Consider the following 22609-nt stretch of genomic DNA (forward strand, 5'->3'; position numbering starts at 1 on the left):
CAAGACTTCGATTAAAACCGCGTCACGATATCGGAAAGGACCGGTCGCGGACGGTCCTCGCTCGGCCTGGTCGGCGTGCCGATATGGACGAGGCCGGCGAGCCTTTCGTCCGCCTTGAGGCCAAGCCCGTCCAGCACGTCGCGATCGAAGCAGAACCAGCCGGTCAGCCAGCAGGCGCCGTAGCCGAGCGCGGTCGCGGCCGTGACGATGTTCATGACGCTGGCGCCCGCCGACAATTCCTGCTCGAAGGCCGGCACCTTCGGATGCGGCTTGGTGAAGCTGACAATGCCGATCACCAGCGGCGCGTCGGTGAGGCGTTTCCGCTCGGTCTCGATGTCGGCTGCGGGCGCGCCGGGATTCTTCTGCGCAAAAACTTTCGCGATCACCTCGCCGGCGCGCATGCGGGCGTCGCCCTCGAAAATGATGAAGCGCCAGGGTGCGAGCTTGCCGTGATCCGGCACGCGCGCGCCGATCGTCAAGATGGTCTCGAGTTCTGCCGGCGAGGGGCCGGGGCTGGTCATCTCGCGCGGCTTGACCGAGCGGCGGGTCTTCAGGAGTTCGATGGCGTCGGGCACTGCGGTTTCCTCTTCGGCTGGTCGTCGGGCGTGCCATGCCCAGATAGGCATGCACGCCCGCAACCGAAAGCGAGTTTAGATCGATTCAGATCAGGCCGCGTCGCGTGCCCGCCGGACATCCGGCGGGGTCGCCTCGTCGACCAGCGCGGCGATCGCCTCCGCGGTCGTCATCACCGTCTGACCGTCGCTGCCGAGCCTGCGGACCGAGACCGAATGCGACTCCGCCTCCTTTTTTCCGACCACGAGCAGTGCCGGGATCTTGGCCAGCGAATGCTCTCGGACCTTGTAGTTGATCTTTTCGTTGCGCAGGTCGATCTCGACTCGCAGGCCGGCGCGCCGCGCCTGCTCCAGCACCTGCTTGGCGTATTCGTCGCCTTCCGAGGTGATGGTGGTGACCACCGCCTGCACCGGCGAGAGCCAGAGCGGGAAGTTGCCGGCATAGTGCTCGATCAGGATGCCGATATAGCGCTCCATCGAGCCGCAGATCGCGCGATGCACCATGACCGGCGGTTTCTTGCCGCCGTCATGGTCGATGTAGAACGCACCGAACCGCTCCGGCAGGTTGAAGTCGACCTGCGTGGTGCCGCATTGCCAGTCGCGGCCGATGGCGTCGCGCAGCACGTATTCGAACTTCGGCCCGTAGAAGGCGCCTTCGCCCGGATTGATCTCGGTCTTGATGTGATTGTTCTGCGACTGGATCTCGCGCAGCACGGTCGCCATCACGCGCTCGGCGTGATCCCACATCGCATCGGTGCCGACGCGCTTGTCCGGCCGGGTCGAGAGCTTCACCGTCAGTTCGCCGGTGAAGCCGAAATCGGCATAGGTCGACAGGATGAGATCGTTGATCTTCAGGCACTCGTTGGCGAGCTGGTCCTCTGTGCAGAAGACATGCGCGTCGTCCTGGGTGAAGCCGCGCACCCGCATCAGGCCGTGCATGGCGCCGGACGGTTCGTAGCGATGCACCACGCCGAACTCGGCAAGGCGCAACGGCAGGTCGCGGTAGCTCTTCAGGCCGTGCTTGAAGATCTGCACGTGGCCGGGGCAGTTCATCGGCTTCAGCGCAAACCAGCGCTTATCCTCGGCTTCGTCGCCGGCGGACTGCGCCGCGAACATGTTCTCGCGGTACCAGCCCCAATGGCCGGAGGTTTCCCACAGCGACTTGTCGAGGATCTGCGGCGCGTTGACCTCGTTGTAGTCGCCGGTCAGGCGGCGGCGCATATAGGCGATCAGCTGCTGGAAGATGGTCCAGCCCTTCGGGTGCCAGAACACGACGCCCGGACCTTCCTCCTGGAAGTGGAAGAGGTCGAGCTCGCGTCCGAGCTTGCGATGGTCGCGCTTCTCGGCTTCCTCGATCTGCTTCAGATAAGCGTCGAGATCCTCCTGCTTGGCGAACGCCGTGCCGTAGATGCGGGTCAGCATCGGATTGTTGCTGTCGCCGCGCCAATAGGCGCCGGCCACCTTCATCAGCTTGAAGGCGTTGCCGACCTTGCCGGTCGAGGTCATGTGCGGGCCGCGGCACAGATCGAACCAGTCGCCCTGGTAGTAGATCTTGATCGGCTCGTTGCCGGGAATGGCGTCGACCAGCTCGACCTTGAAGGCCTCGCCCTTGTCGCGGAACACCTGCTTGGTCTTTTCGCGGTCCCAAACCTCTTTCGTAAAGGGTTTGTCGCGCGCGACGATCTCGCGCATCTTTTTCTCGATGGCGGCAAAATCCTCCGGCGTGAACGGCTCGTTGCGGAAGAAGTCGTAATAGAAGCCGTTCTCGATCACCGGACCGATGGTCACCTGCGTGCCCGGCCACAGCGACTGCACGGCTTCCGCAAGTACGTGCGCGCAATCGTGGCGGATCAGCTCGAGCGCGCGCGGATCGTCGCGGTTGACCAGCTCGATCTTCGCATCGGTCTCGATCGGGTCGTTGAGGTCGGCGAGCTCGCCGTCGAGCGCCATCGCCACGGTGCGCTTGGCCAGCGACGGCGAGATGCCCTTGGCGATCTCGAGGCCGGTGATGCTCTTGGCGTATTCGCGCCGGGCGCCGTCAGGGAAGGTGAGGGTGATTTTTTCCGGAGTGGTCGCAGGCTTGAGATTGCTCAGGCTGTATTGGAAGCCGGATTCGGACTTGCGGTCGTCGGTCATTGCTTTTCTCCTGAGGCTCACTCCTGCGAACGAGCGCAGGTAAGCGGGAACGAGCGATATATCAGGGGATTCGGCCTGCGCAATCCGGCAATTCCAAGAAAGTGGCGCGCAAAAGCCGGGGCGGCGCTCCAACTATTTTGTACCGCGCCCTTTAACCGGCCGCGCGTCTGTTCTACATGCATCTGCATGGAAAATCCCCGCGCCGGCCGTTTCACAGCAACCGCCCTGATGCTTGGCAATCTCGTCACCGGGTGCTCGGTGCTGGCGCCGGCGGGGATGCTGCCGGAATTGTCGGCGGGGCTCGGGATCAGCATCCATGCGGCCGGGCTGCTCATCACCTTTGGCGCAATCACGCTGTGCATCGGCTCGCCGCTGACGGCGTGGCTGACCAGCCGCATCGAGCGGCGGGTATTGCTCTCGACTACGCTTGCGGTGCTGGCTGCCGGCAATCTCGCCTCGGCATTTGCGTCCGACTACACCAGCCTGCTCGTCATCCGTCTGGTGATGCTCGCCGTCGGTGCGCTGTACACGCCGCAGGCCGCAGGCACGGCAGCGCTGCTCGTGCCCGCTGAGCGGCGCGGCAGCACGCTTGCCTATATCTTCCTCGGCTGGTCGCTCGCGGCCGCCGTCGGGCTTCCGCTGATCACCTTCATCGCCAGCCGCTATGGCTGGCGCGCCGCCTATGGCGGGATCGGCGCTCTTGGCTGCATCAGCTTCCTGTCGCTGCTGGTGCGCCTGCCGGCCGGCTTGAAGGGCGCGCCGGTCGACCTGAAGACGTGGGGCGAAGTCGGGCGCAGCAAGACGATCCTGCTGCTGCTCGCGATCACGATGCTGCAAATGTCCGGACAGTTCGCGGTGTTCACCTTCATGGGCCCGCTGCTGAAGAAGCTCACCGAGGCAAGCCCGGATGCGATCGGTATGGTATTCGCCATCTACGGTGTCTGCGGCTTCCTCGGCGTCGTCGTTGCGAGCCGCATCGTCGACACGTGGGGGCCGTACCGGACCTCGTTGCTGTTCACGTGCCTGTTACTGACGGGCATCACGGGGTGGGCGCTGAGCGCCGGCACTCTTGTGTTGATGGCCATTGCAGTTGCGATCTGGGGACTGGGCTTTGCCTCGACCAATTCGATGCAGCAGGTGCGGCTGGTCGCGGCAGCGCCGCCGCTTGCGCCCGCGACCGTCGCGCTCAATACGTCGGTCCTCTATATCGGCCAGGCCATTGGCTCTGCCGTCGGCGGGCTGCTGTTTGCCCGCGAATTGCTGCATAGTATCGGCTTCGTGGCGGTTGGCTTCGTGGTCCTGGCGCTGATCCTGGTGGTTCTCAGCCGATCCCGGCCGACTACTGCCACAGCCTAGAACTGGCATTTTCCTGTGCGCAATGCGCTTGGCAAACCGCGCGCGAGAGCGCTAGAAGGCGAGGCATGGGGACCAAAGAGAGTTGACTGAGATGAGGATGATTTTGGCGGTTGCCGCGGTGCTCTGTTCGACTGCCGCGTTTGCACAAACCGACAAGCCACCGATGGTGGGGGACAAGCCGTTGGTGCAGGTCAAGCCCAAGGGGACCAAAGCGGGCACGAAAGAGGCTGCCGCAAAGCCCACCGCCGCGGCGCCGAAGGGCAAGCCGCAGTCGATCGCGGCTAGGCTCCAGGCCTGCCTCGACACCGACGATGGCACCAAGGACCGGCTCAACTGCTACGACGCCATTACCCCGCCGACGCCGAAGCCGAAGCCGCCAAAGGCCAAGGGCTACGCCGATTGCCGTTTCTTCAAGGAAGAGGATGAGCGGCTGGCCTGCTTCAACGGCTTTGCCGAGAGCATTCCGAAACTGCCGAAGAGCTAAGCGGCGGGAGCCGGGCACCCAGTCGCCGACAACGACTGGTTAGCGGCTCGGTGCTGATGGGCTGGTGGCGGCGACGCGTGTCAGCGCCAGCGCCGGTGTTGCCGACATCTTCACCAGCACGTCCTTGAGCGGGTATTGCGTCCACGCGCGATTGACGTAGTCGCGATGTGTGATGCCGTCGCCGGTTTCGACGAACACCACGCTGCCGGGACGCAGGGGGCCATCCATGTCCTCGGAAACGTCGATGCCCTTCTGTCTGAGCATGCTCATCAAGTCGCGGTCGCGCCGCGCCGTGTAGTTGGTGTAAGAACTGACGAAGAAGCCGGAGCGGTGGCTCTCGATCCAGGACGCGAACTTGTCCATTTCGCCGTAGACCGCATCGAGCAGCACGACGCCACGGACGCGGTCGCTGATGCCGCCGACCTCCAGGCTCCAGGCGGTTGGCAGGAAGCCGCCACTATAGCCCACGATCACGATCGGCATGTTGGCAAAGGCCCGCGCGCTATTGGGGTCGCCGGTGAGGCTGGCGAGGTGGCTTGCGGACTCCTCCATGAATCGCTTGAGGCCGCCGGGCTGCCAGAACTTTCCCGCGCTGGAATCGGCGGCATCGACGGCCATCTGCGGCGCAAGGAGCACGGCGTTGGCGCCGGAATCGGTGATCTGTTGCGGCACCAGCTGGCGGTCGCGCACGTCGCGCTCAAGCGTTGCGCCGTTGCCGTGGAAGAACACCACGATCACGCCAGGCTTGCGCACGTCGAAATGTTCGGGGACGTGCACCAGCACGCGGCTGTCGTTGTAGGTCTCGTCCTGCCAGAACACGCGCCCCGAGTAGCTGCGGTGGCCGCGACGGTCGCCCTTGGAGATATTGAGGAAGGGTGCATCCGAGGCCGGGTTGTTGCCGAAATAGGGGAAGGCCGAGGACTTCATGCTGACGAGCGTCGTCAGGTCCTCACGCGGCGGACGCTGATACGGGACCTGCGGCGCAAGCGATGCGACCTTGTAGGGCGCTTGCTCCGGGGATTGTTGCTGGACGGCGCGCTTGGGCGAGAAGTCCGACATCTGCCGTTGCAGAAAACTCTCGCTCGCCGAGGGGAAGCGCTCCCTGAACTGCGGGGCGGGGAAGCGATCCTCGAAAGTGTCGCCGCTTGCGACTTGTTGATTGGAGACTTGCGGATTGGTCTTGGCGACGGTCTGGTTGACGACCTGGACATTGGCCTGCGAGTTCGCCGCGAGCGCTCCCGGATTGGGCGCCTGGCCGCATTGAACCAGCGTCAGCGACATCGGCACCAAGGCTGAGGTCAGGACGATCCGGAGCGCACGACCGCGCGCGCCGGACGCCTTGGTCCGGTCAGCACGAATGCCTGCTCTCAATTTCGGAACGGCCCCGACCATCCACCCATGACCCCAAGGAACAAACCCAAGCCATGAACCTAAGTCCAGCAGCGACGATTAAGACAATTGAGCCGACTGGCGTTTAGGCGACGTTAAGCGTCCGGAGAAACTTTCCCCACATCCGGAGCGATCAAAAAAGACCACGCAATCGTGTCGCGATTGTGGGGGGAGAATGCAGATTTCCGTAGCCGACTACGGGTTTGTTGCCCAAAGCGTGCATATACGGTGCCCAATTACCTATTCTGGCCGCCTCATTTAGCCCTTGTTAACCCTGCTTGAATTGACTGGACCAATCTGCACGATGCCTTCTATGAGGCGCGACGCCTGAGGCTAAGGACCCAGATGACGGCATCAGATGCGGGAACCGCCTGGACTGGGCGGCTCACTGGAGGCGGCTCCGGGGTTTCCGTTCTGGTCGCAACCGCTATCGTCGTTGCCGACATGATCGGGGTCGGCGTCTTCACCAGCCTCGGCTTCCAGGTCAAGGATATACCGTCCGGTTTTGCGATCCTCGCGCTGTGGACAGTCGGAGGCATCGTCGCGCTGTGCGGCGTGTTCTCCTACAGCGAGCTGGGGGCGATGTTTCCGCGCTCGAGCGGCGAGTACAATTTCCTCGGCCGCGCCTATCATCCGGCCTTCGGCTTTCTCGCCGGCTGGGTCTCGGCGACCGTCGGCTTCGCGGCGCCGGTGGCGCTCGCGGCCATGGCTTTCGGTGAGTACGCCAAGTCCGTCATGCCGGGCCTGCCGCCGATCCCGCTCGCGATCGGCGTGGTGTGGCTGGTCTCGCTCGTGCAATTGACCGGTGTCAGGCACTCCTCGACCTTCCAGCTGATCTCGACCGTCCTCAAGGTCGTGCTGATCGTCGCTTTCCTCGTCGCCGGCTTCGTCATCGGCACACCGCAGCCGATCTCCTTTGCACCGCAGGCCGGCGATCTCGCCCATATCGTGAGCGCGCCCTTCGCGATCGGGCTTGTCTTCGTCATGTACTCGTTCTCCGGCTGGAATGCCGCGACCTACATCATCGGCGAGATGAAGATGCCACAGCGGAACCTGCCGCGCGCGCTGCTCGTGGGTACGCTGATCGTGCTCGTCCTCTACGTCGCCCTCAACGCCGTGTTTCTCTACTCCACGCCGGTCAGTGCGCTCGCCGGCCAGCTCGATGTGGCAAGCGTGGCCGGCAGCGCCATCTTCGGTACTCTCGGCGGCCGGATCGTCGGTGCGATGATCTGCGTCGGCCTGATCTCCTCGATCAGCGCGATGATGTGGATCGGTCCGCGCGTGATGATGACGATGGGGGAGGATATCCTGGCGCTGCGCGTGTTCTCGCGCAAATCGACGAGCGGCGCACCGGCCTATGCCATCCTGTTTCAGCTTGTGATCGCCAACCTGCTGCTGTTCACGCGCAGCTTCGAGGCGGTGCTCGACTTCATCCAGTTCTCGCTGCTGTTCTGCTCGTTCTTTACCGTCGCGGGCGTCATCAAGCTCCGCATCACCGATCCCGACCTGCCGCGGCCCTATCGTGCCTGGGGATACCCGTTCACGCCTCTGATTTTCCTGCTCGTGACCGCGTCCATGATGTACTACCTCTTGACTGAGCGGCCCGTGCAGTCGCTGTCGGGGATGCTCGTCATGCTCTCGGGCCTGTTGATTTATGCTGTTTTCCGCAGGCGGCCGGTCGCCGCTGCCACGTCACACAATCGCGAATAGACATGTTTCGACCCATGAGAATTGCGGCCGTCGCTTTTGCCTTGCTGGCTGCGGCCATCTCGTCCGCGCGCGCGGCCGAGGTCACCTTCGACGACACTGCGCGCTTCCTTGCGGGCATGCAGCCTTCGGCAGATTCGCCGCTGGTTGCGCTCACCAAGGACCCGTCCTGGCAGCATCACGCAAAATTCTTCGACAGCGCCTTCGCCCAGCTCGAGCAGCGGCAATTGTCGAAGATCAGGAGCTGGTCCGACGTCAATCTCGCCGCGCCGCGGCCGACCATGTTCTATTTGTTCAGCGGCCCGGATTTTCTCTACGCCAACGCCTTCTATTCCAAGGCCAGCACCTATGTGCTGGGGGCGCTGGAGCCGGCCAGTGCGGTGCCCGACCTGTCGAGGCTGCCGCGCGGCTCGATCAGTGCGGCGCTCTACAATGTCGAGCGCTCGCTCGGTTCGATCCTGAGCTTTTCCTTTTTCATCACCAAACAGATGAAGGTCGACCTGCACGCCAACCAGGTCAACGGCACCCTGCCGATCCTCTATGTCTTCCTGGCGCGCTCGGGAAAGACCATCCGCAACGTCGAGATGGTCGCGCTCGATGACAAGGGCGGGGTGCATGCGGGCAAGGACAATCCGGGACCGAACGCGACGCGCGGCGTGCGCATCACCTTTGCAGGCAGCGATGGGGAAGCGCGCACGTTGTATTATTTCTCGACCGATCTCTCCAACCCAGGCGTACGCGCGGCCGGCTTCCTGAAGTTTTGCGAGACGCTCGGGCCCGGCAACAGCCTGATCAAGAGCGCGTCGTATCTCTTGCATGCCGGCAATTTCACCGTCGCGCGCGACTGGCTGCTCGCCAACAGCGCGACCATCATCCAGGACGATTCCGGCATTCCGCTTGCCAATTACAATGCGCGGCAATGGCGCTTCTTCCCGTTCGGCCGCTATCTCGGGCCGATCGGCGAATTCCCCGGCCGCTATCAGGAGCGCTACGCGGAATTGTTCACCCGCGCTCAGCCGATCGATTTCGGCGTCGGCTATCGCTGGCGCATGCACGAGTCGAATCTGCTGCTGGCAGTGAAGATCCCGGGGACTGAGGCCACGCCGGCCGTGGAGACCACGTCATCCGCAGAGCCGCCGCTGAGACCGCGGCCGAAGCGGCCGCGTCCACCCGAGCCGGTCCCGCCGCCGCCCGGACGCTTCTTCTGGTTCCGTTAGCTACCAGTGCACGCTCTGGCTTGGCACGATGAAAGCTGTCGTGCTCGGCGGCGTTGCAAGGCTTGTCGCCAGATACCAGCCGGAGCCGATGACGAGGACGAGCAGCGCGATGATCGCGAGCATATCGATGGTGCGGGGATCGCGATCCCGCGGATCAAAGCCAAGATGTGAACCAGGCCTGAAGTGAAAATGAGGGCTGATTTTCCAGCGCATTGTTGTTTCCTCCCGTGGGAGCATCACAACAACGCGAGGGCACAGGTCCGGTTCCGCTGAGAGCAGCGATGTGCAAAGTACCGCAGCCATGCTTACGAAGCGTTGACGCCGCGCCAGCGGCCGTAGCGCCAGGGCAGGTACCAGCGCGCATCCCTTGGCGCGGCGAGAGGTACGTTGTCGATGCCTGAGGTGCCGAAGGGATTGCAGCGCAACAGGCGCGCGAGCGTCATCCAGCCGCCGGCCCAGAGTCCGAACCGCTCGATCGCCTCGTCGCCGTACACGGAGCAGGTCGGTAGATGGCGGCAGTTGTAACCGACCAACGGCGACAGCGTGTGCCGGTAGAGCCAGATCAGTGCGCGGCCGAATCGGCTCGGGAGGCGAAGCGCGTCTTCGAGGGACGCGGAACAATGCTCGCAGGCTGAATGCTTCATGTGCGCTTTGCCGCAATCGTGGGCGCGATATTGCGCGGTTCCGACGCAGGGAACAGCAACGTGTTGTTTTCGCGCCATATTTTACGTGCTTTTTGGGAGCAGTGCAGCAAGTCTGTATGGACGAGCTGTATTCCCCCGGATACCATTTTTGTGACGTCCATGTGTAGACTCATCGGGCCGCCGAAACGGGGCTTGCCTGAATCGCCTTGGGGCTTGGGGAAGGGACCAGTTTGAAAGTTCTGAAGTCGCTCAACCTTCGTGGCTGGTTGCTGGTGGGAACCGCCGCTTGTGGGGTCATGTTGGCTGGCGCCGTCGCGACCTTCGGCTCGCCGGCCCGGGCCGGCGCCTCCCTCGAAGAACGCAAGCTGCCGATGAAGTTCGGCTGGATCGCATGCGAACCCAATTGCCGCGGCTGGGTCAGCGCTGTCGGCATCATCACCGCTGACACACCGAAGGATTTCGACGACTTCGCCCGCGGGCGCCAGCTCGGCGGCGCCACCGTCGTGCTCGATTCCAGCGGCGGCTCGGTCAACGACGCGATCACCCTCGGCCGGCGCTTCCGCAATCTCGGCCTTCTGACCACCGTCGGTATGACGCAGCAGCATGGCGGCGGGCAGAGCGCCCGTCCGACGGTCGCCTCGGAAGCCTATTGCGAATCGATGTGCGTGTTCCTGCTGCTGGCCGGCAAGAAGCGCTACGTGCCGGAAGCGGCCCACGTCCGCGTCCATCAGATCTGGATGGGCGACCGCGCCGACGACGCCAAGGCGGCGAGCTACAGCGCGCAGGACCTGATGATCGTGGAACGCGACATCGGCCGGCTCGCCAAATACACCTTTGACATGGGCGGGGCGGGGGATCTCCTGTCGCTCGCGCTCAACGTGCCGCCCTGGGAAGATCTGCACGAGCTCGACGCCGCCGAGCTGAAGCTCACCAATCTCGTGACGACCGATCTGGTGGCCGATGTGTTGCCGCATGTGGACGTCTCCGCGCCGGCGATGGCGGAGCTTGCGCCGAAAACACAGGCAAGGTTCGGTGAGGAACCGCAGCCCCAGCCTGCCAAGTCGACCAAGACGGCCGAAGCCGTGGTTCCGACCGGGGGGCTGGCAGTACCGGCTGCGGCGCCGCAGAAGTAAGAGCTTCGGCTTTAGCCTTGCGCAGGGGCCGGCTGCTTGACCTTGGCTTCGATCTGACCGATCGCATCGACCACGGCATCGAAGGTCAGGAGCGTCGAGGCGTGGCGCGCCTTGTAGTCGCGGACCGGCTCGAGGAACTTGATCTCTTCCCACTTGCCTTCAGGAGGCGCGCCGTTCTCCTTCAGCATCTTGCGAACGGTTTCGCGTAACTCACGGAGTTCGCTCGCAGTCGAGCCGACCACGTGACTTGCCATGATGGATGAAGAGGCCTGTCCCAGTGCACAGGCCTTCACGTCATGCGCAAAGTCGGTGACGGTCTCGCCCTCCATCTTGAGGTCGATCTTGACGGTCGAGCCGCACAGCTTGGAGTGGGCAGTGGCGGTGGCATCGGGGTCCGACAACCGCCCGAGGCGCGGAATATTCCCGGCCAGTTCGATGATCCGCTTGTTATAGATGTCGTTCAGCATGTGATGGGGTCCAACACTTCCGCACCGGATCGGCCTTGGCGGGCGCCGTCCACGGTCCTATATAGGGTCGGAACAGGTGGAAAAACAGTCCGGCGGCGATGGGCCAGAACCATGCGACCGACGCGAGAGCCGAAGACGTTTTTCGCCAGAATTGTTCTGCTCAGGCGTCCGGCGGTTTGCCGTCCCGTCTGCCGGTGACACTCCGGCCGCAAGGCCGTCGAACGGAGAAGATATGGACGCTGCAATCAAATCCATCCGCCCCGGCAAGCCCTCCGACCGGCAGCCCGAGAGCCGCCCGGCCGAGCTTGATCCTTCCGAATTCCTTGCGGCCGCCGTCCGCGCGGACCAGCCGCGCCCCGCGCGCGCAGAGGCGGAAGCGGCCGTGAAGACGCTGCTCGCCTATATCGGCGAGAACACCGAGCGCGAGGGTCTGCTCGACACGCCGCGCCGCGTGGTCGAGGCCTTCGACGAGCTCTATCAGGGCTACCACCAGTGCCCGGCCGAGGTGCTCGACCGCACTTTTGGCGAGACCGCCGGCTATGATGACTTCGTGCTGGTGCGCGACATCGAATTCACCTCGCAATGCGAGCATCACATGATGCCGTTCTACGGCAAGGCGCACATCGCCTATACGCCGGTGGAACGCGTCGTCGGCCTGTCGAAGCTCGCGCGCCTGACCGACATCTTCGCCCGCCGGCTCCAGACCCAGGAGCATCTGACGGCGCAGATCGCAGCCGCAATCGACGAGGTCCTGAAGCCCCGTGGCGTTGCCGTCCTGATCGAGGCCGAGCATACCTGCATGTCGGTGCGCGGCGTCGCCAAGCACGGCGCGTCCACCTTCACCAGCCGCTTCACCGGCATGTTCCGCGACAATCCGGCGGAGCAGGCCCGTTTCCTGTCCTTGGTGCGAGGCATGCGCTGACCTCGCAAATCAACTGGCGAGGTTTCTGTGTCCGCTCACTCCCGTGAGATCGAGGAAGGTCTTTCCTTCCAGCCGCGCTTTGATGCGAGCGGCCTCGTGACCTGCGTGGCGACCGACGTCGCCACCGGTGACGTGCTGATGGTCGCCCACATGAACGACGAGGCGCTGCGCAAGACCATTGCCACCGGCGAAGCCTGGTACTTCAGCCGCTCGCGCAATGCCTTGTGGCGAAAAGGTGAGACTTCGGGTCAGACCCAGCGCGTGGTCGAGATCCGCACTGATTGCGACCAGGACGCGGTCTGGATGCGCGTCGAGCAGATCGGCGCGGCCTGCCACACCGGCCGCCGGACCTGCTTCTACCGCAAGGTTGAGGCCGAGGGCGGCGGGGCGAAGCTCGTCTTTGTCGATGCGGAGCGGCTGTTCGATCCGAACGACGTTTATAAGAAGTAGCTCCCTGTCATTCCACGCCGCGCATAGCGGGAGCCCCCGGAATGACGGCAACCGCCAAATTAACCCCGCGTTAACCATGATTGTCCCACGGTGGAAGGATCAGGCGTCCGAATTGCCGGCGCCGCATAAACGCCGCGCGGGCCGGTCACACCATTATGTCGGTCGACAATTCCAATGCCTCGCAGACGGCCGCAACAGACTCGTCGCGGCGTGTTGCGGGCGCGATCAAGCAGGCTTCGAGCCGGACCGGCGTCAGCTTCGAATACATGCTGACCACCGCCAAGATGGAATCGGATTTCGATCCGTCGGCCGGCGCCTCCACTTCGTCCGCCCACGGTCTCTTTCAGTTCATCGACCAGACTTGGCTCGGGACGGTGAAGGAGGCGGGCACCCAGCTCGGCTATGGCAACTATGCCGACGCGATCAGCAAGACATCGTCAGGCAGCTACACCGTCGACGATCCCTTCATGAAGCGCTCGATCATGAAGCTGCGCGACGATCCGGAGGCCGCATCGAGCATGGCGGCAGCACTGACGCAGTCCAACAGTTTCAAGCTCACCGGTCTGCTCGGCCGCAGGCCGTCCGACAGCGAACTCTACATGGCGCATTTCATGGGCGTCGGCGGCGCGGCAAAACTGATCGCCAATGCCGAGGACAATCCGCAAGCGGTTGGCGCGCGGCTATTTCCCAATGCCGCATCCGCCAACCGCTCGATCTTCTACGCCAAGGATGGCCGCGCGCGCAGCGTCTCCGAGGTTTACTCGGTGCTGAACGCCCGCTACGCCAGTGCCGCGAATGCGAAATCGACGCGCAGCGCGATGGCGATGTATGGCGACACGCCGTCGACCACGCAGGTCGCCAGCGCCAATGGCGTGCAGCCCACCGCGCCGATGATCAACGGCGGCGCCTATCTCCAGACCTTCCCGGACCCACGTTCGGTGACACCCGTAGCTGCGATGTCGTCGACAACGCTGGCTGACAACACGCCGACTGCGCCTGCGTTTCGTTCGATCTACCAGCCAGGCGATGCAACGCAGCCCGTCTCAACGACGGTGCAGAAATTGTGGGGCAACAACGCCTCGCTCACATCCGCTGCCACGGCGACGCCCGACGTGCGGCCGCCGCAGCCACTCGATCTCTTCAGCGATCGCAGCGGCACCTTCTCGAGCTAGCGCGCTTCCGCGCGGCTGGATCGCTTCCAGCCCTTAACAAAACGTCAACGATACCAGTCAGTTATGGTGAACGCTTTGTTAAGCGTCGTGGTTTATTTTGTGTTGCGGGTGACAAGCCGTCACCGCTTCGTTTTTCGTTGCGTAAGCCGGAAGCACCATGATTGTTCGGCAGTTCATCAATTGGATCAGGACCGCGCCCGCCGGCGAGCGGGCGGAGGCCACGCGGGCATTGGCCCGGGCCTGGCTGATCTCAGACCTTTCCCACGACGACCGCGTCGCCGCTGAAGGCGCGCTGCTGATGCTGCTCGACGACCCGTCGCCGCTGGTGCGGCAGGCGATGGCCGAGGCTTTTGCGCGCAGCACGGACGCTCCGGCATCAATCGTGCGGGCGCTGTCGGCGGACCAGCCGACCGTGGCGCTGCCCGTGCTCGAACATTCGCCGCTGCTGATCGACGCCGATCTCGTCGACATCGTCGCGACTGGCAATGACGAGGTGCAATGCGCGGTCGCCCGCCGCATCGCGCTGCCGGTCTCGGTCTGCGCCGCCATCGCCGAGGTCGGCTGTGCGGCTGCAGCACTGGAGCTGATCGAAAATCCCCAGGCCGAGCTGGCACCGTTCTCCTGGAATCGCATCGTCGAGCGTCACGGCCATCTCGCCGCGATCCGCGAGGCGATGCTGGTGCTGGACGACATTCCGGCGGCAACGCGCGCCGCGTTGGTGGCAAAGCTCTCCGAGACGCTGGCGCAATTCGTCGTGGCGCGGAACTGGCTGAGCGCCGACCGTGCCGAACGCATGACGACAGAGGCGCGTGATCGCTCCACCATCAACATCGCAGCGCGCTCGCGCGGTGACGACATGCAGGGCCTGGTGAAGCATCTGCGTATCACCGGCCAGCTCACGGCGGGCCTGATCTTGCGCGCGCTGTTGTCGAGCAATCTCGAACTGTTCGACGCTGCGCTCGCCGAACTCGCCGATCTGCCGCTCGCGCGCGTCTCCGCATTGCTGCACGACCGCGGCGGCAACAGCCTGCCCGCGCTGCTCCGCCGCGCCGGATTGCCCGAGGCGACGTTCGCGGCGTTCCAGGTCGCGCTCGATGCCTGCCACGAGCAGGGCTTTGTCGATACCGACGACACCGCGGCCCGGCTGCGCCGGCGTATGGTCGAGCGCGTGCTCACCCATTGCGAGACCGACCGCGGCGCCACCGAGCCGCTGATGGTGCTGCTGCGCCGCTTCGCCACGGAGTCCGCGCGCGAAGAGGCAAGGTTGTTCTGCGACGAGCTAGTTGCGGAAGACACAATCGATCCGGTGTACGACGAGCTGATCGCGGCGTAGTTTTAAGCCTCCGATAGGACAGACCGGAAGACACAAACTCCGTCATTGCGAGCGTAGTGAAGCAATCCAGAGTCCTTCCTTCCGCGGAAAGATTCTGGATTGCTTCGTCGCAAGTGCTCCTCGCAATGACGAGCGGAGGGAGCGGAGAGCTACTCCGCCGGCACGATGCTCGGCGCGAGGATCACTTCGAGATGCTCGGGGCGGTCGCGGTTGACGTCGGCGAGATAGTCGTCGGCGACCTTGCGCAGACGGCGGCTGAGCTCGGCGGAGACGCTGATGCTGTCGAGCTTGGTGTTCTCGTGCACGATGGCGAGGATGGCGTTGATGTGGTGCGTGAACAGCTCGGCCGGCACCCTCTCGAGATCCGGCGCGTGCTCGATGACGCGACACAGGCTCTCGGCCACGCTCGCTGCGGCCGGAAAACCGAACGTGGCGGCATCGCCCTTGATGTCGTGCGCCGCGTGGAACAGCTCGTCGCGGCGCTCCTTGGTGAAGCCGTCGTTGCGGATGGCGACGTAGGCGGCCGAGAGACGGCTGACCTCGGTCGCCATCCAGTCCTTGAACTCGCTTGCAAGGCCGGCAAGCGCCTGCTCGGCGCGTCCGACTGGATCGTCCATGTCCTTTTCCTCGACCCGGCGCAGCACCTTGCGCAGCGGATTGGGCTGCGTGATGACATGATGCGTGGCGAAGGCCGTGACCTCGATGTCCTTTGCGCTGTTCTTCGCCATGATTCCTGCCTCGCCAGGTGAGACGTTGCGCTAGATGGAGGAGCGGGCCTTGTCGAGCAGCGAGGGCTGCTGGAGCACCTCGTGCTTTTCGCCGACGCGGCGCTCCGGGCCCATATAGGCGGAGTTGGTATTGCGGCGCCGGTCCGGACCGAAGTAAGTCTTGGTCTTGATGAAGGGCCTGGGACTGGCGACCACGTTGAGGATGCGCTGGTAGAGACCCTTGGCCGAGATGGGCTTGGCCAGGAATTCGGTGACGCCGGCATCGCGTGCAACCGTGACGCGGCGCTTCTCGGAATGTCCGGTCAGCATGATGATCGGCGCGTAGGGATTGCCCTTGGAGTCCGGCTGCCGGATCATCTGCGCGAGCTCGAGCCCGTCGAAGATCGGCATCGCCCAGTCGGCAATGACGATGTCGGGCACGTAGTGGCTGTACATTTCCAACGCGGTCGCGCCGTCCTCGGCTTCGTAGACCTCGCGTGCGCCGAACGAATGCAGCAGCGTCCGCAGGATGCGGCGCATGTGCGGATTGTCGTCGCAAATGAGGAAACGCAGCTTGTTGAAGTCTATGCGGAACATGACGCCCGGGCCAAAGCGGTCAACTTTCATTAACCATATCGTGCCGACGGTTAACGAAGCGTTGCGATCGGGCGTCCGGCAGGCTGCCGGGCAGGTGTATTAGGAGCCGAACTGCTCCCGCAAGATCCGCTCCTCCAGGCTGTGGCCGGGGTCGAACAGCATCCGCATCGAGATGGTCTTGTCAGACAAAACCTCGACGCGCCGGACCCTGCGCACCTCCTCGTGGTCGGCGACCGCCGCGACGGGGCGCTTGTCGTCTTCCAGAACCTCGATCACGACGTAGGCGGTGTTGGGCAACAGCGCGCCGCGCCAGCGCCGCGGCCGGAAGGCGCTGATCGGCGTCAGTGCCAGCAGCGCCGCATTGATCGGCAGGATCGGCCCCTGGGCCGACAGATTGTAGGCGGTCGAGCCGGCCGGCGTCGCCACGATGATACCGTCGGCGATCAGCTCTGGCATGCGCTCGCGCTCGTCGATCAGGATCCGCAGGCGCGCCGCCTGGGAGGTCTGCCGGAACAGGTAGACCTCGTTGATGGCGTGATGCAGGTGGACGCGGTCGTTGAGGTCAGTCGCGCGCATCAGCAGCGGGTTGATCTCGGATTCATGCGCCGCCTCGAGCCGTGCGCGCAGATCGTGCGTCGAGTATTCGTTCATCAGGAAGCCGACCGTGCCGCGGTGCATGCCGTAGATCGGCTTTCCCGAGCGCATGTGCTGGTGCAGCGTCTGGAGCATCAGCCCGTCGCCGCCGAGCGCGACCACGACGTCGGCCTCGCTCGGATCGCAATTGCCATATTGCGTGGTGAGCTGGTGGAGCGCTGCCTCTGCCTCGCTGCTCGGGCTGGCGACGAAGGCGATCCGGTCGTATCGCGTTGGCTTGGTCATGGCTTCCAGGCAGTTGTCGCTGGCTCGAGAAAGTTCCGCCGAGGTCGTCTATACGACCTTGGCCTCTATTGTCGAGGATGACCGCCCGGCAAGGCAAACACGAGGGTTGGCCAAGCACCCTGTTTGAGGGCAAAAGCCGGGCTGATCGGCCGGAAAGCGAGCCCAGAAAGTCAACCCACGGTCCCGATCCCCCAAACCGTCGCAATTGCCAGTTAAAGCTGTGACCAACGAACTGTGGGCGAGCGGGGAGAACAATCATGGTCATGAGCTTGCCGACGCTGCGTCGTGCCGGGCTGGCGCTGGCGGTGTCTGCTTTCGCGTTCGCAGGCTTGGCGTTTGCAGGCCTGGCGTTCGCAGGTCTCGCGCGCGCGGACGATCCGCCGCAGCCGCGCAACGAGGCAGCGGCGCCCGCGGGACAGAAGGGCGGGCGTGGCGGCAACGCAGCGCAGGCCTCACCATCGGCTGCCGAACAGCACCGTCTGCCGGGAGACTCGACCACCAAACAGACCCTCGACCTGCCGGGCCGAACGCTCAACTTCGCTGCGACCGCCGGCTCGATCCGTGTGTTCGACGACAAGGGCGAGCCGCTCGCCGATATCGCCACCACGTCCTACGAACTCGACGGTGTCGACCGTGCCACGCGCCCGGTGACATTCCTGTTCAACGGCGGGCCCGGCGCCTCGTCGGCGTGGCTTCAGTTCGGCGCGGTTGGACCATGGCGGCTGCCGCTCGACGGCGAGGGGCTGTCGCCGTCGGCCTCGCCCGAGGTGAAGCCCAACGCAGAGACATGGCTCGACTTTACCGATCTCGTCTTCATCGATCCCGTCGGCACCGGCTACAGCCGCGTCATCGCGAGTGGCGAAGACGCGCGAAAGCGGTTCTATTCGGTCGACGGCGATGTCAATTCGATTGCGCTCGTGATCCGCCGCTGGCTCGAGAAGCACAACCGGCTGACCTCGCCGAAATTCGTCGCGGGCGAGAGCTATGGCGGCATTCGCGGGCCGAAGGTCGTGCGCCAGTTGCAGATTCAGCACGGCGTCGGTGTCAAAGGGTTGATCCTGGTGTCGCCGCTCTTGGATTTCCGCGAGTTCGCGGGCACGAGCCTCCTGCAATATGTCGCGACCTTGCCGAGCTATGTGGCGGTGGCGCGCGAAGCCAAGGGGCCGGTCAAGCGCACTGATCTCGCCGACGTCGAGGCCTATGCGCGCGGCGAATTCCTGGCCGATCTCGTCAAGGGTGAGGCGGACAAGGAAGCCACCAATCGCCTGGCCGACAAGGTCGCCGAGCTGACCGGCCTCGACCCGGCGGTGAGCCGCAAGCTCGCCGGCCGCTTCGACGTCAGCGAATTCCGCCGCGAACTCGACCGCAAGAACGGCATGGTGACCGGGCGTTACGACGCCTCCGTGCGCGGCTTCGATCCCTATCCGGATTCGAGCAGTTCGCGCTTCGGGGACCCCTCAGGCGATGCGCTTCAGGCGCCGCTGACGAGTGCCGCGGTCGATGTTCTCACACGAAAACTCAACTGGCGGCCGGATGGCTCTTATGAAGTTCTCAACGGTGCCGTCGAGCGCCACTGGGACTTTGGCGGCGGCATCAACCCGCCGCAATCTTTGTCGGAGCTGCGCCAGATCCTCGCCACCGATGCGAAGCTGAACGTGCTGGTTGCGCACGGCCTGTTCGATCTCGCCACGCCCTATTTCGGAACGAAGCAGGCGCTCGACCAGTTGCCGGCTTTTGCGACCCAGCGGGTGAAATTCGTGGCCTATCCCGGCGGCCACATGTTCTATTCGCGCGACGGCTCGCGGCAGGCGTTTCGGAGCGAGGTCGAGGCGCTGATCAGGGAGTAGGCCGCCGCTTGCGCGGCGGATACCGCCGCGCAATCTCGCGTGCCACGACGCTCGCCGGCTTGATGTTGGCGCCTGCAAGCCAGATGTCGCTGATCTTGCCGCGCTTGTCGCGGATGCGGCGCACCGGCTCGCCGTGGCTGGAATAGCCGGCGGCCCAGGCGAGCTTGCCGGTGTCGCGCCCGGTGACCTCGATCTCGGCTGCGTCCATAAACGGATTGTTGAATTGCGGATTGGCGACGAGGACGCGGTTGCCCGCGGGCACGAGATCGGTCGCACCCCAGATCGTCCACCAGCGGCCGGCCCAGTCGCGCACGCGCCGGTCGGGCGCGCCGCGGGTCTTGAAGACGCGCAGGATCTGCATCGCGCCGTCCATCCAGAACGGCGCTGCGCCATCGATGGAGTTGCTGAGGATGCTGATGGCGAGTTCGCAGCCGGGGATGGAGCATGTCCGGGAGATGTAGCCCTGGAAGCCGCCGCCATGGCCGAACCAGTCCCAGCCGTCGGTCTTGCCGGCGTTGACGCCGAGGCCGCGTCATTTCGCGGCGGCTTGCGACAGACAGCACGCTCTTCCTGGCGTTGGGCGCAAGCTGGGCGAAAAAGCGCGCGGTGTCGGCTGCGGTCGCGACGAAGCCCGCGGCCGATGCCATCGCGTGGGCGGGATTGTCGCCGGGGATCACGCAGCGCTCGCCCAGCGGCAGCTTTCGCGTGTGACCGCGCGCAAACAGTGCGCCCTTGGGAAGCTGCGCATTCGGCTCGGTCTCGCCAAGGCCTGCGGGCTCGATGATCTCGCGCTTGATCCAGGCGGAGTAGGGCTCGTTCGTCACCGCTTCGATGACGAGGCCCATCAGGCCAAAGCCGTGATTGGAGTATTTGAAGCGCGTGCCGGGCTCGATCGCGGTAGGCCCCTTCAGCTCGGCGAGCAGCTCCTTGGCGTTGAGATAGGGGCGGCTTTCGATGAACTGGCCGGAATCGGCGCCGTCACGCGTCAGTCCGGCGCTGTGCGAGAGCACCTGCGCAATCGTCGTCTCGGCAACACGGGGATGCAGGCCGCCGACATACTGGCCGATGGGATCGTCGAGCCGGATTTTGCGCTGCTCGCGCAGCTTCATGATGCCGGCCGAGGTAAAACTCTTCGAGTGCGATGCGATGCGGAAACGGTGGCGCGGGGTGAGCTTTTCGCCGGTGTCGAGATTGGCGAGACCGAATGCATGCTCGGCGACGACCTCGCCGCGATGGACGAATGCGACGATGACGCCCGGCTGTTGGATCGTCATGTGTTGGAATTCGATCCAGGAGCCGATGTAGTCGATCGCGGATCGCAGCCACGTGTCCATTGCGCACCATTTGCGAGGGGAGATCGGTGCGAGAAGCTATCCGAGAAAGCAGAACGGGCACAACCCGTAAGGTTGTGCCCGTTCGCTTCATGCGAAGATGCGAAGTCTCAGTAGACCAGCGTCGCACCGGTCGGCTTGTCGAGCGCGGCGGCAAGCGAGCGATACTCGGAACTGTCGGTACCGGCGAGCGAGGCGATCTTGTTCAGGTGGTACTGCGCCTGTTCGCGGTTGCCCTGCTCGAGCTGCCAGAGGCCGAAATACTGCCAGGTGCGGACGTGGTTCGGATCGTCCTTCAGCGCGATCTCGTAGTAGGCCTTCGACGAACGGTAGTCACCGAGCTTGCGATAGGAGTAGCCGATCAGATTGGCGACGTCGGCGACGTCGTCACGCTTGAGCTGCTTCAGCTGGCCAATCGCGCTCGTGTAGTCGTGATTGTCGTAGATCGTGGTGTAGGCGGTGCGATAGGCCGCGAGGAATTTGGGATCGCTGACGGAAGAGCTCTTCTTCTTCCCCTTCTTGGTCGTGGTGTCCGACTTCGGCGGCGATGAAGGCTCGTCACTACCTGCGGCATAGGCGCTGGTCAGCGCCGGTGCGGCCGCCAGCGACAGGGCGACAAGTCCCGGCACAAGAAGCATTGAGAGTCTGCGCATCTAAGTTCTCCCGTATGGAACGTGGCGATCCTACACGATTGCCCAAAGACCGGAACACCCGGCAGGCAGAAACATTCCCGACCGTTCCCGGCGGTTTGACCCTCCGACGACAAGATAACAAACTTGTCATCCAGATGAATGGAAGCTGGCAGCCCGCTTCAGACTGGGTTCAGTGCGCTCCCCCTAGGCTCACACCTACGATCGAAGGGTGGGCGAGAGGGCGCCGCCTCGAGATCCTTCCAAGAGGAGACCAACCATGTTGAAGACCATTTCCGCAGCCTTGCTTGCAGCCTCCGTGATCGCAGCTCCGGCTTTCGCCGCAGAAGCCGGCAAGACCACCACGACCACGCCGGTGATCAAGGCGGACCAGACCCAGACCAAGGTGTCGAACACAGCCGCGAAACCCGACGCCAAGACCGCCGACGTCAAGGCGGGTGCCAAGGTGGATACCAAGTCGAAGGCCATGAACGCCAACGCCGCGATCACGCCCGACGAGCACAAGACCGTGCGGGCGCATCGCCATCACCACAAGCATCTGTCGGCCCGGAAGTCGCTGAAGACGCAGCCCGGCGTCACCAAGCCGGCGACCACCGAGAAGCGCAGCTAACGACTGATCCGGCGCGGCGGTATCCCTGGCATTGCCCCGCCGCCGCGTGCGGAATTCAGGCCCGGCCCGTCGTCTCGGCGTCCTACGCGAAAGCGCAGTCCGCCGACGGCGGGCCGATGCGCCGATGCCCGGACGCCGCAGGCGCATTCCCTTAATACGCGACCAAGATCAAATATCGAAAACAACCCCATGCACAGTAGCCGGCGACAGACATATCAATGATTTGACGCCAGCCGCTCTGCGGATTTTACGAATCCGTTTGACTCGTCGGGCAAAACAGCTCTAGAGATGCGTGATCGCAACCTCGGGGCTAAGCTTCTCCGGGTCTGATTGAGCGGCGAGCGTGACCTGTGGGGCGATTGGCGAAACGTGCGGCGATCCTGGTTTTGCCCCTGGCGCTCGCGGCCTGCTTCGGCAGCGATGGCGACCGTCCATCCCTGATGGAGGGGACCCAGGCCGGAGGGCCTCAGGCGTTTCCCGACAATTTTCGCGGCGACGCCCTGGCGCTGATGCGTACATATCTCAACAATCCGGTCGGCGTGCGCGACGCCAGCATGGCTGATCCGGTGCTGCGGGAGGTTGGCGGCCGGCAGTTCTATGTCGGCTGCCTGCACTTCACGCCGCGCGAAACCGACGGCAGCTACAAGGTCATGCGCGAACGCGCCATCGTCTACGTCAACGGCCGGGCCGACCGGGTCGTCGATCGTGCCAACGAGCTCTGTGCGGGAGCGGTTTACGCACCCTTTCCGGAACTGGAAAAGATGGCGCGATAGCGCAAAGCCCGCCTTCATCGCGCGGTGCTAGAAGGAGCCGCTGGATCACATTTCGGCGAGCTTTGAACGGGGCGGTTTTGCCGTGCGACAAATCGTTACGGCGGACCTCATGCGAACGACGAATTCGGTCGCGCAAGCACGCGTGACGGAACAAAATGCCGTTGTTGCCGCCCCGCCACAGTTACGAACGATCAACGTTCCGGCATCGCCGCGAAGCAACCAAATTCACGCCA

The 22609-nt window shown here is 64.3% G+C and carries 22 protein-coding genes and 1 pseudogene; 12 read left to right on the top strand and 11 right to left on the bottom strand.

Annotated features, from left to right (window positions below):
• Positions 1-11: 11 nt before the first annotated feature.
• Together JJE66_RS33490 and thrS are read right to left on the bottom strand one after the other, a co-directional pair.
• Entirely contained in the window at positions 12-575 is a 564-nt protein-coding gene (locus JJE66_RS33490; protein ID WP_200520037.1) for a nitroreductase, read from the bottom strand.
• 90 nt (positions 576-665) lie between these two features.
• Positions 666-2708, bottom strand: a complete 2043-nt coding sequence (gene thrS, locus JJE66_RS33495; protein ID WP_200520038.1) for a threonine--tRNA ligase — start codon at positions 2706-2708, stop codon at positions 666-668.
• A gap of 186 nt (positions 2709-2894) precedes the next feature.
• On the opposite strand from thrS, the gene JJE66_RS33500 reads away from it, so the two are divergent.
• Both JJE66_RS33500 and JJE66_RS33505 read left to right on the top strand, forming a co-directional pair.
• On the top strand, positions 2895-4064 hold the full coding sequence (locus tag JJE66_RS33500) for an MFS transporter (protein WP_200520039.1): 1170 nt from the start codon (positions 2895-2897) through the stop codon (positions 4062-4064).
• A gap of 91 nt (positions 4065-4155) precedes the next feature.
• Positions 4156-4548, top strand: a complete 393-nt coding sequence (locus JJE66_RS33505; RefSeq protein ID WP_200520040.1) for a hypothetical protein — start codon at positions 4156-4158, stop codon at positions 4546-4548.
• 39 nt (positions 4549-4587) lie between these two features.
• Here JJE66_RS33505 and JJE66_RS33510 read toward each other — a convergent pair whose 3' ends face one another.
• Entirely contained in the window at positions 4588-5940 is a 1353-nt protein-coding gene (locus tag JJE66_RS33510) for an alpha/beta hydrolase (RefSeq protein ID WP_200520041.1), read from the bottom strand.
• 342 nt (positions 5941-6282) lie between these two features.
• On the opposite strand from JJE66_RS33510, the gene JJE66_RS33515 reads away from it, so the two are divergent.
• Positions 6283-7647 (top strand): APC family permease, encoded by a 1365-nt coding sequence (locus JJE66_RS33515; protein WP_200520042.1) that lies wholly within the window; start codon positions 6283-6285, stop codon positions 7645-7647.
• 2 nt (positions 7648-7649) lie between these two features.
• The gene (locus JJE66_RS33520; RefSeq protein WP_200520043.1) at positions 7650-8861 is read left to right on the top strand and encodes a hypothetical protein; all 1212 of its coding nucleotides are present in this window, start codon (positions 7650-7652) and stop codon (positions 8859-8861) included.
• Here the strand turns inward: JJE66_RS33520 and JJE66_RS33525 are convergent, their stop codons facing one another.
• Both JJE66_RS33525 and yidD read right to left on the bottom strand, forming a co-directional pair.
• Positions 8862-9074 (bottom strand): hypothetical protein, encoded by a 213-nt coding sequence (locus JJE66_RS33525; protein WP_200520044.1) that lies wholly within the window; start codon positions 9072-9074, stop codon positions 8862-8864.
• Between the two features lie 92 nt (positions 9075-9166).
• The gene (gene yidD, locus JJE66_RS33530) at positions 9167-9505 is read right to left on the bottom strand and encodes a membrane protein insertion efficiency factor YidD (RefSeq protein WP_200520045.1); all 339 of its coding nucleotides are present in this window, start codon (positions 9503-9505) and stop codon (positions 9167-9169) included.
• A gap of 230 nt (positions 9506-9735) precedes the next feature.
• Between yidD and JJE66_RS33535 the strand changes: the two genes are divergently transcribed.
• Positions 9736-10638, top strand: coding sequence for a hypothetical protein (locus JJE66_RS33535; protein ID WP_200520046.1), 903 nt, complete (start codon positions 9736-9738; stop codon positions 10636-10638).
• An 11-nt stretch (positions 10639-10649) separates the two neighbouring features.
• Here the strand turns inward: JJE66_RS33535 and JJE66_RS33540 are convergent, their stop codons facing one another.
• Positions 10650-11105, bottom strand: coding sequence for an iron-sulfur cluster assembly scaffold protein (locus JJE66_RS33540; RefSeq protein WP_200520047.1), 456 nt, complete (start codon positions 11103-11105; stop codon positions 10650-10652).
• Positions 11106-11337: 232 nt separating this feature from the next.
• On the opposite strand from JJE66_RS33540, the gene folE reads away from it, so the two are divergent.
• The 4 genes from folE (at position 11338) to JJE66_RS33560 (ending at position 14982) form a co-directional block, all read left to right on the top strand.
• The gene (folE, locus tag JJE66_RS33545) at positions 11338-12027 is read left to right on the top strand and encodes a GTP cyclohydrolase I FolE (RefSeq protein WP_200520048.1); all 690 of its coding nucleotides are present in this window, start codon (positions 11338-11340) and stop codon (positions 12025-12027) included.
• A gap of 27 nt (positions 12028-12054) precedes the next feature.
• Positions 12055-12477 (top strand): phosphoribosyl-AMP cyclohydrolase, encoded by a 423-nt coding sequence (gene hisI, locus JJE66_RS33550; RefSeq protein ID WP_200520049.1) that lies wholly within the window; start codon positions 12055-12057, stop codon positions 12475-12477.
• A gap of 155 nt (positions 12478-12632) precedes the next feature.
• On the top strand, positions 12633-13649 hold the full coding sequence (locus JJE66_RS33555) for a transglycosylase SLT domain-containing protein (RefSeq protein ID WP_200520050.1): 1017 nt from the start codon (positions 12633-12635) through the stop codon (positions 13647-13649).
• Between the two features lie 157 nt (positions 13650-13806).
• Complete coding sequence (locus tag JJE66_RS33560; RefSeq protein ID WP_200520051.1) at positions 13807-14982, top strand: DUF2336 domain-containing protein; 1176 nt, start codon at positions 13807-13809, stop codon at positions 14980-14982.
• A 149-nt stretch (positions 14983-15131) separates the two neighbouring features.
• On the opposite strand, the gene JJE66_RS33565 is transcribed toward JJE66_RS33560, so the two are convergent.
• The 3 genes from JJE66_RS33565 to JJE66_RS33575 all read right to left on the bottom strand — a co-directional run bounded on the left by JJE66_RS33565 (position 15132) and on the right by JJE66_RS33575 (position 17165).
• Positions 15132-15710: an Hpt domain-containing protein gene (locus JJE66_RS33565; protein WP_200520052.1), complete on the bottom strand. Its 579-nt coding sequence runs from the start codon at positions 15708-15710 to the stop codon at positions 15132-15134.
• 30 nt (positions 15711-15740) lie between these two features.
• On the bottom strand, positions 15741-16286 hold the full coding sequence (locus tag JJE66_RS33570) for a response regulator (protein ID WP_200520183.1): 546 nt from the start codon (positions 16284-16286) through the stop codon (positions 15741-15743).
• 99 nt (positions 16287-16385) lie between these two features.
• The gene (locus JJE66_RS33575) at positions 16386-17165 is read right to left on the bottom strand and encodes an NAD kinase (RefSeq protein ID WP_200520053.1); all 780 of its coding nucleotides are present in this window, start codon (positions 17163-17165) and stop codon (positions 16386-16388) included.
• Positions 17166-17422: 257 nt separating this feature from the next.
• Here JJE66_RS33575 and JJE66_RS33580 point away from each other — a divergent pair, with 257 nt between their 5' ends.
• A complete protein-coding gene (locus JJE66_RS33580; protein ID WP_200520054.1) occupies positions 17423-19012 on the top strand; it encodes a S10 family peptidase in 1590 nt (529 codons plus the stop codon).
• Here the strand turns inward: JJE66_RS33580 and JJE66_RS33585 are convergent.
• Both JJE66_RS33585 and JJE66_RS33590 read right to left on the bottom strand, forming a co-directional pair.
• Positions 19002-20346 (bottom strand): annotated as a pseudogene (locus tag JJE66_RS33585) (serine hydrolase domain-containing protein). The gene JJE66_RS33580 and the pseudogene JJE66_RS33585 sit on opposite strands and share 11 nt — an antisense overlap.
• 107 nt (positions 20347-20453) lie before the next feature.
• Positions 20454-20996, bottom strand: coding sequence for a lipopolysaccharide assembly protein LapB (locus JJE66_RS33590; RefSeq protein WP_200520055.1), 543 nt, complete (start codon positions 20994-20996; stop codon positions 20454-20456).
• A gap of 256 nt (positions 20997-21252) precedes the next feature.
• Between JJE66_RS33590 and JJE66_RS33595 the strand changes: the two genes are divergently transcribed.
• Complete coding sequence (locus JJE66_RS33595; protein ID WP_200520056.1) at positions 21253-21603, top strand: His-rich protein BRANT; 351 nt, start codon at positions 21253-21255, stop codon at positions 21601-21603.
• A 350-nt stretch (positions 21604-21953) separates the two neighbouring features.
• On the top strand, positions 21954-22376 hold the full coding sequence (locus JJE66_RS33600; RefSeq protein ID WP_200520057.1) for a hypothetical protein: 423 nt from the start codon (positions 21954-21956) through the stop codon (positions 22374-22376).
• Positions 22377-22609: the final 233 nt, after the last annotated feature.

Origin of the sequence: Bradyrhizobium diazoefficiens, assembly GCF_016612535.1 — a bacterium.
Taxonomy (GTDB): Bacteria; Pseudomonadota; Alphaproteobacteria; order Rhizobiales; family Xanthobacteraceae; genus Bradyrhizobium; species Bradyrhizobium diazoefficiens_C.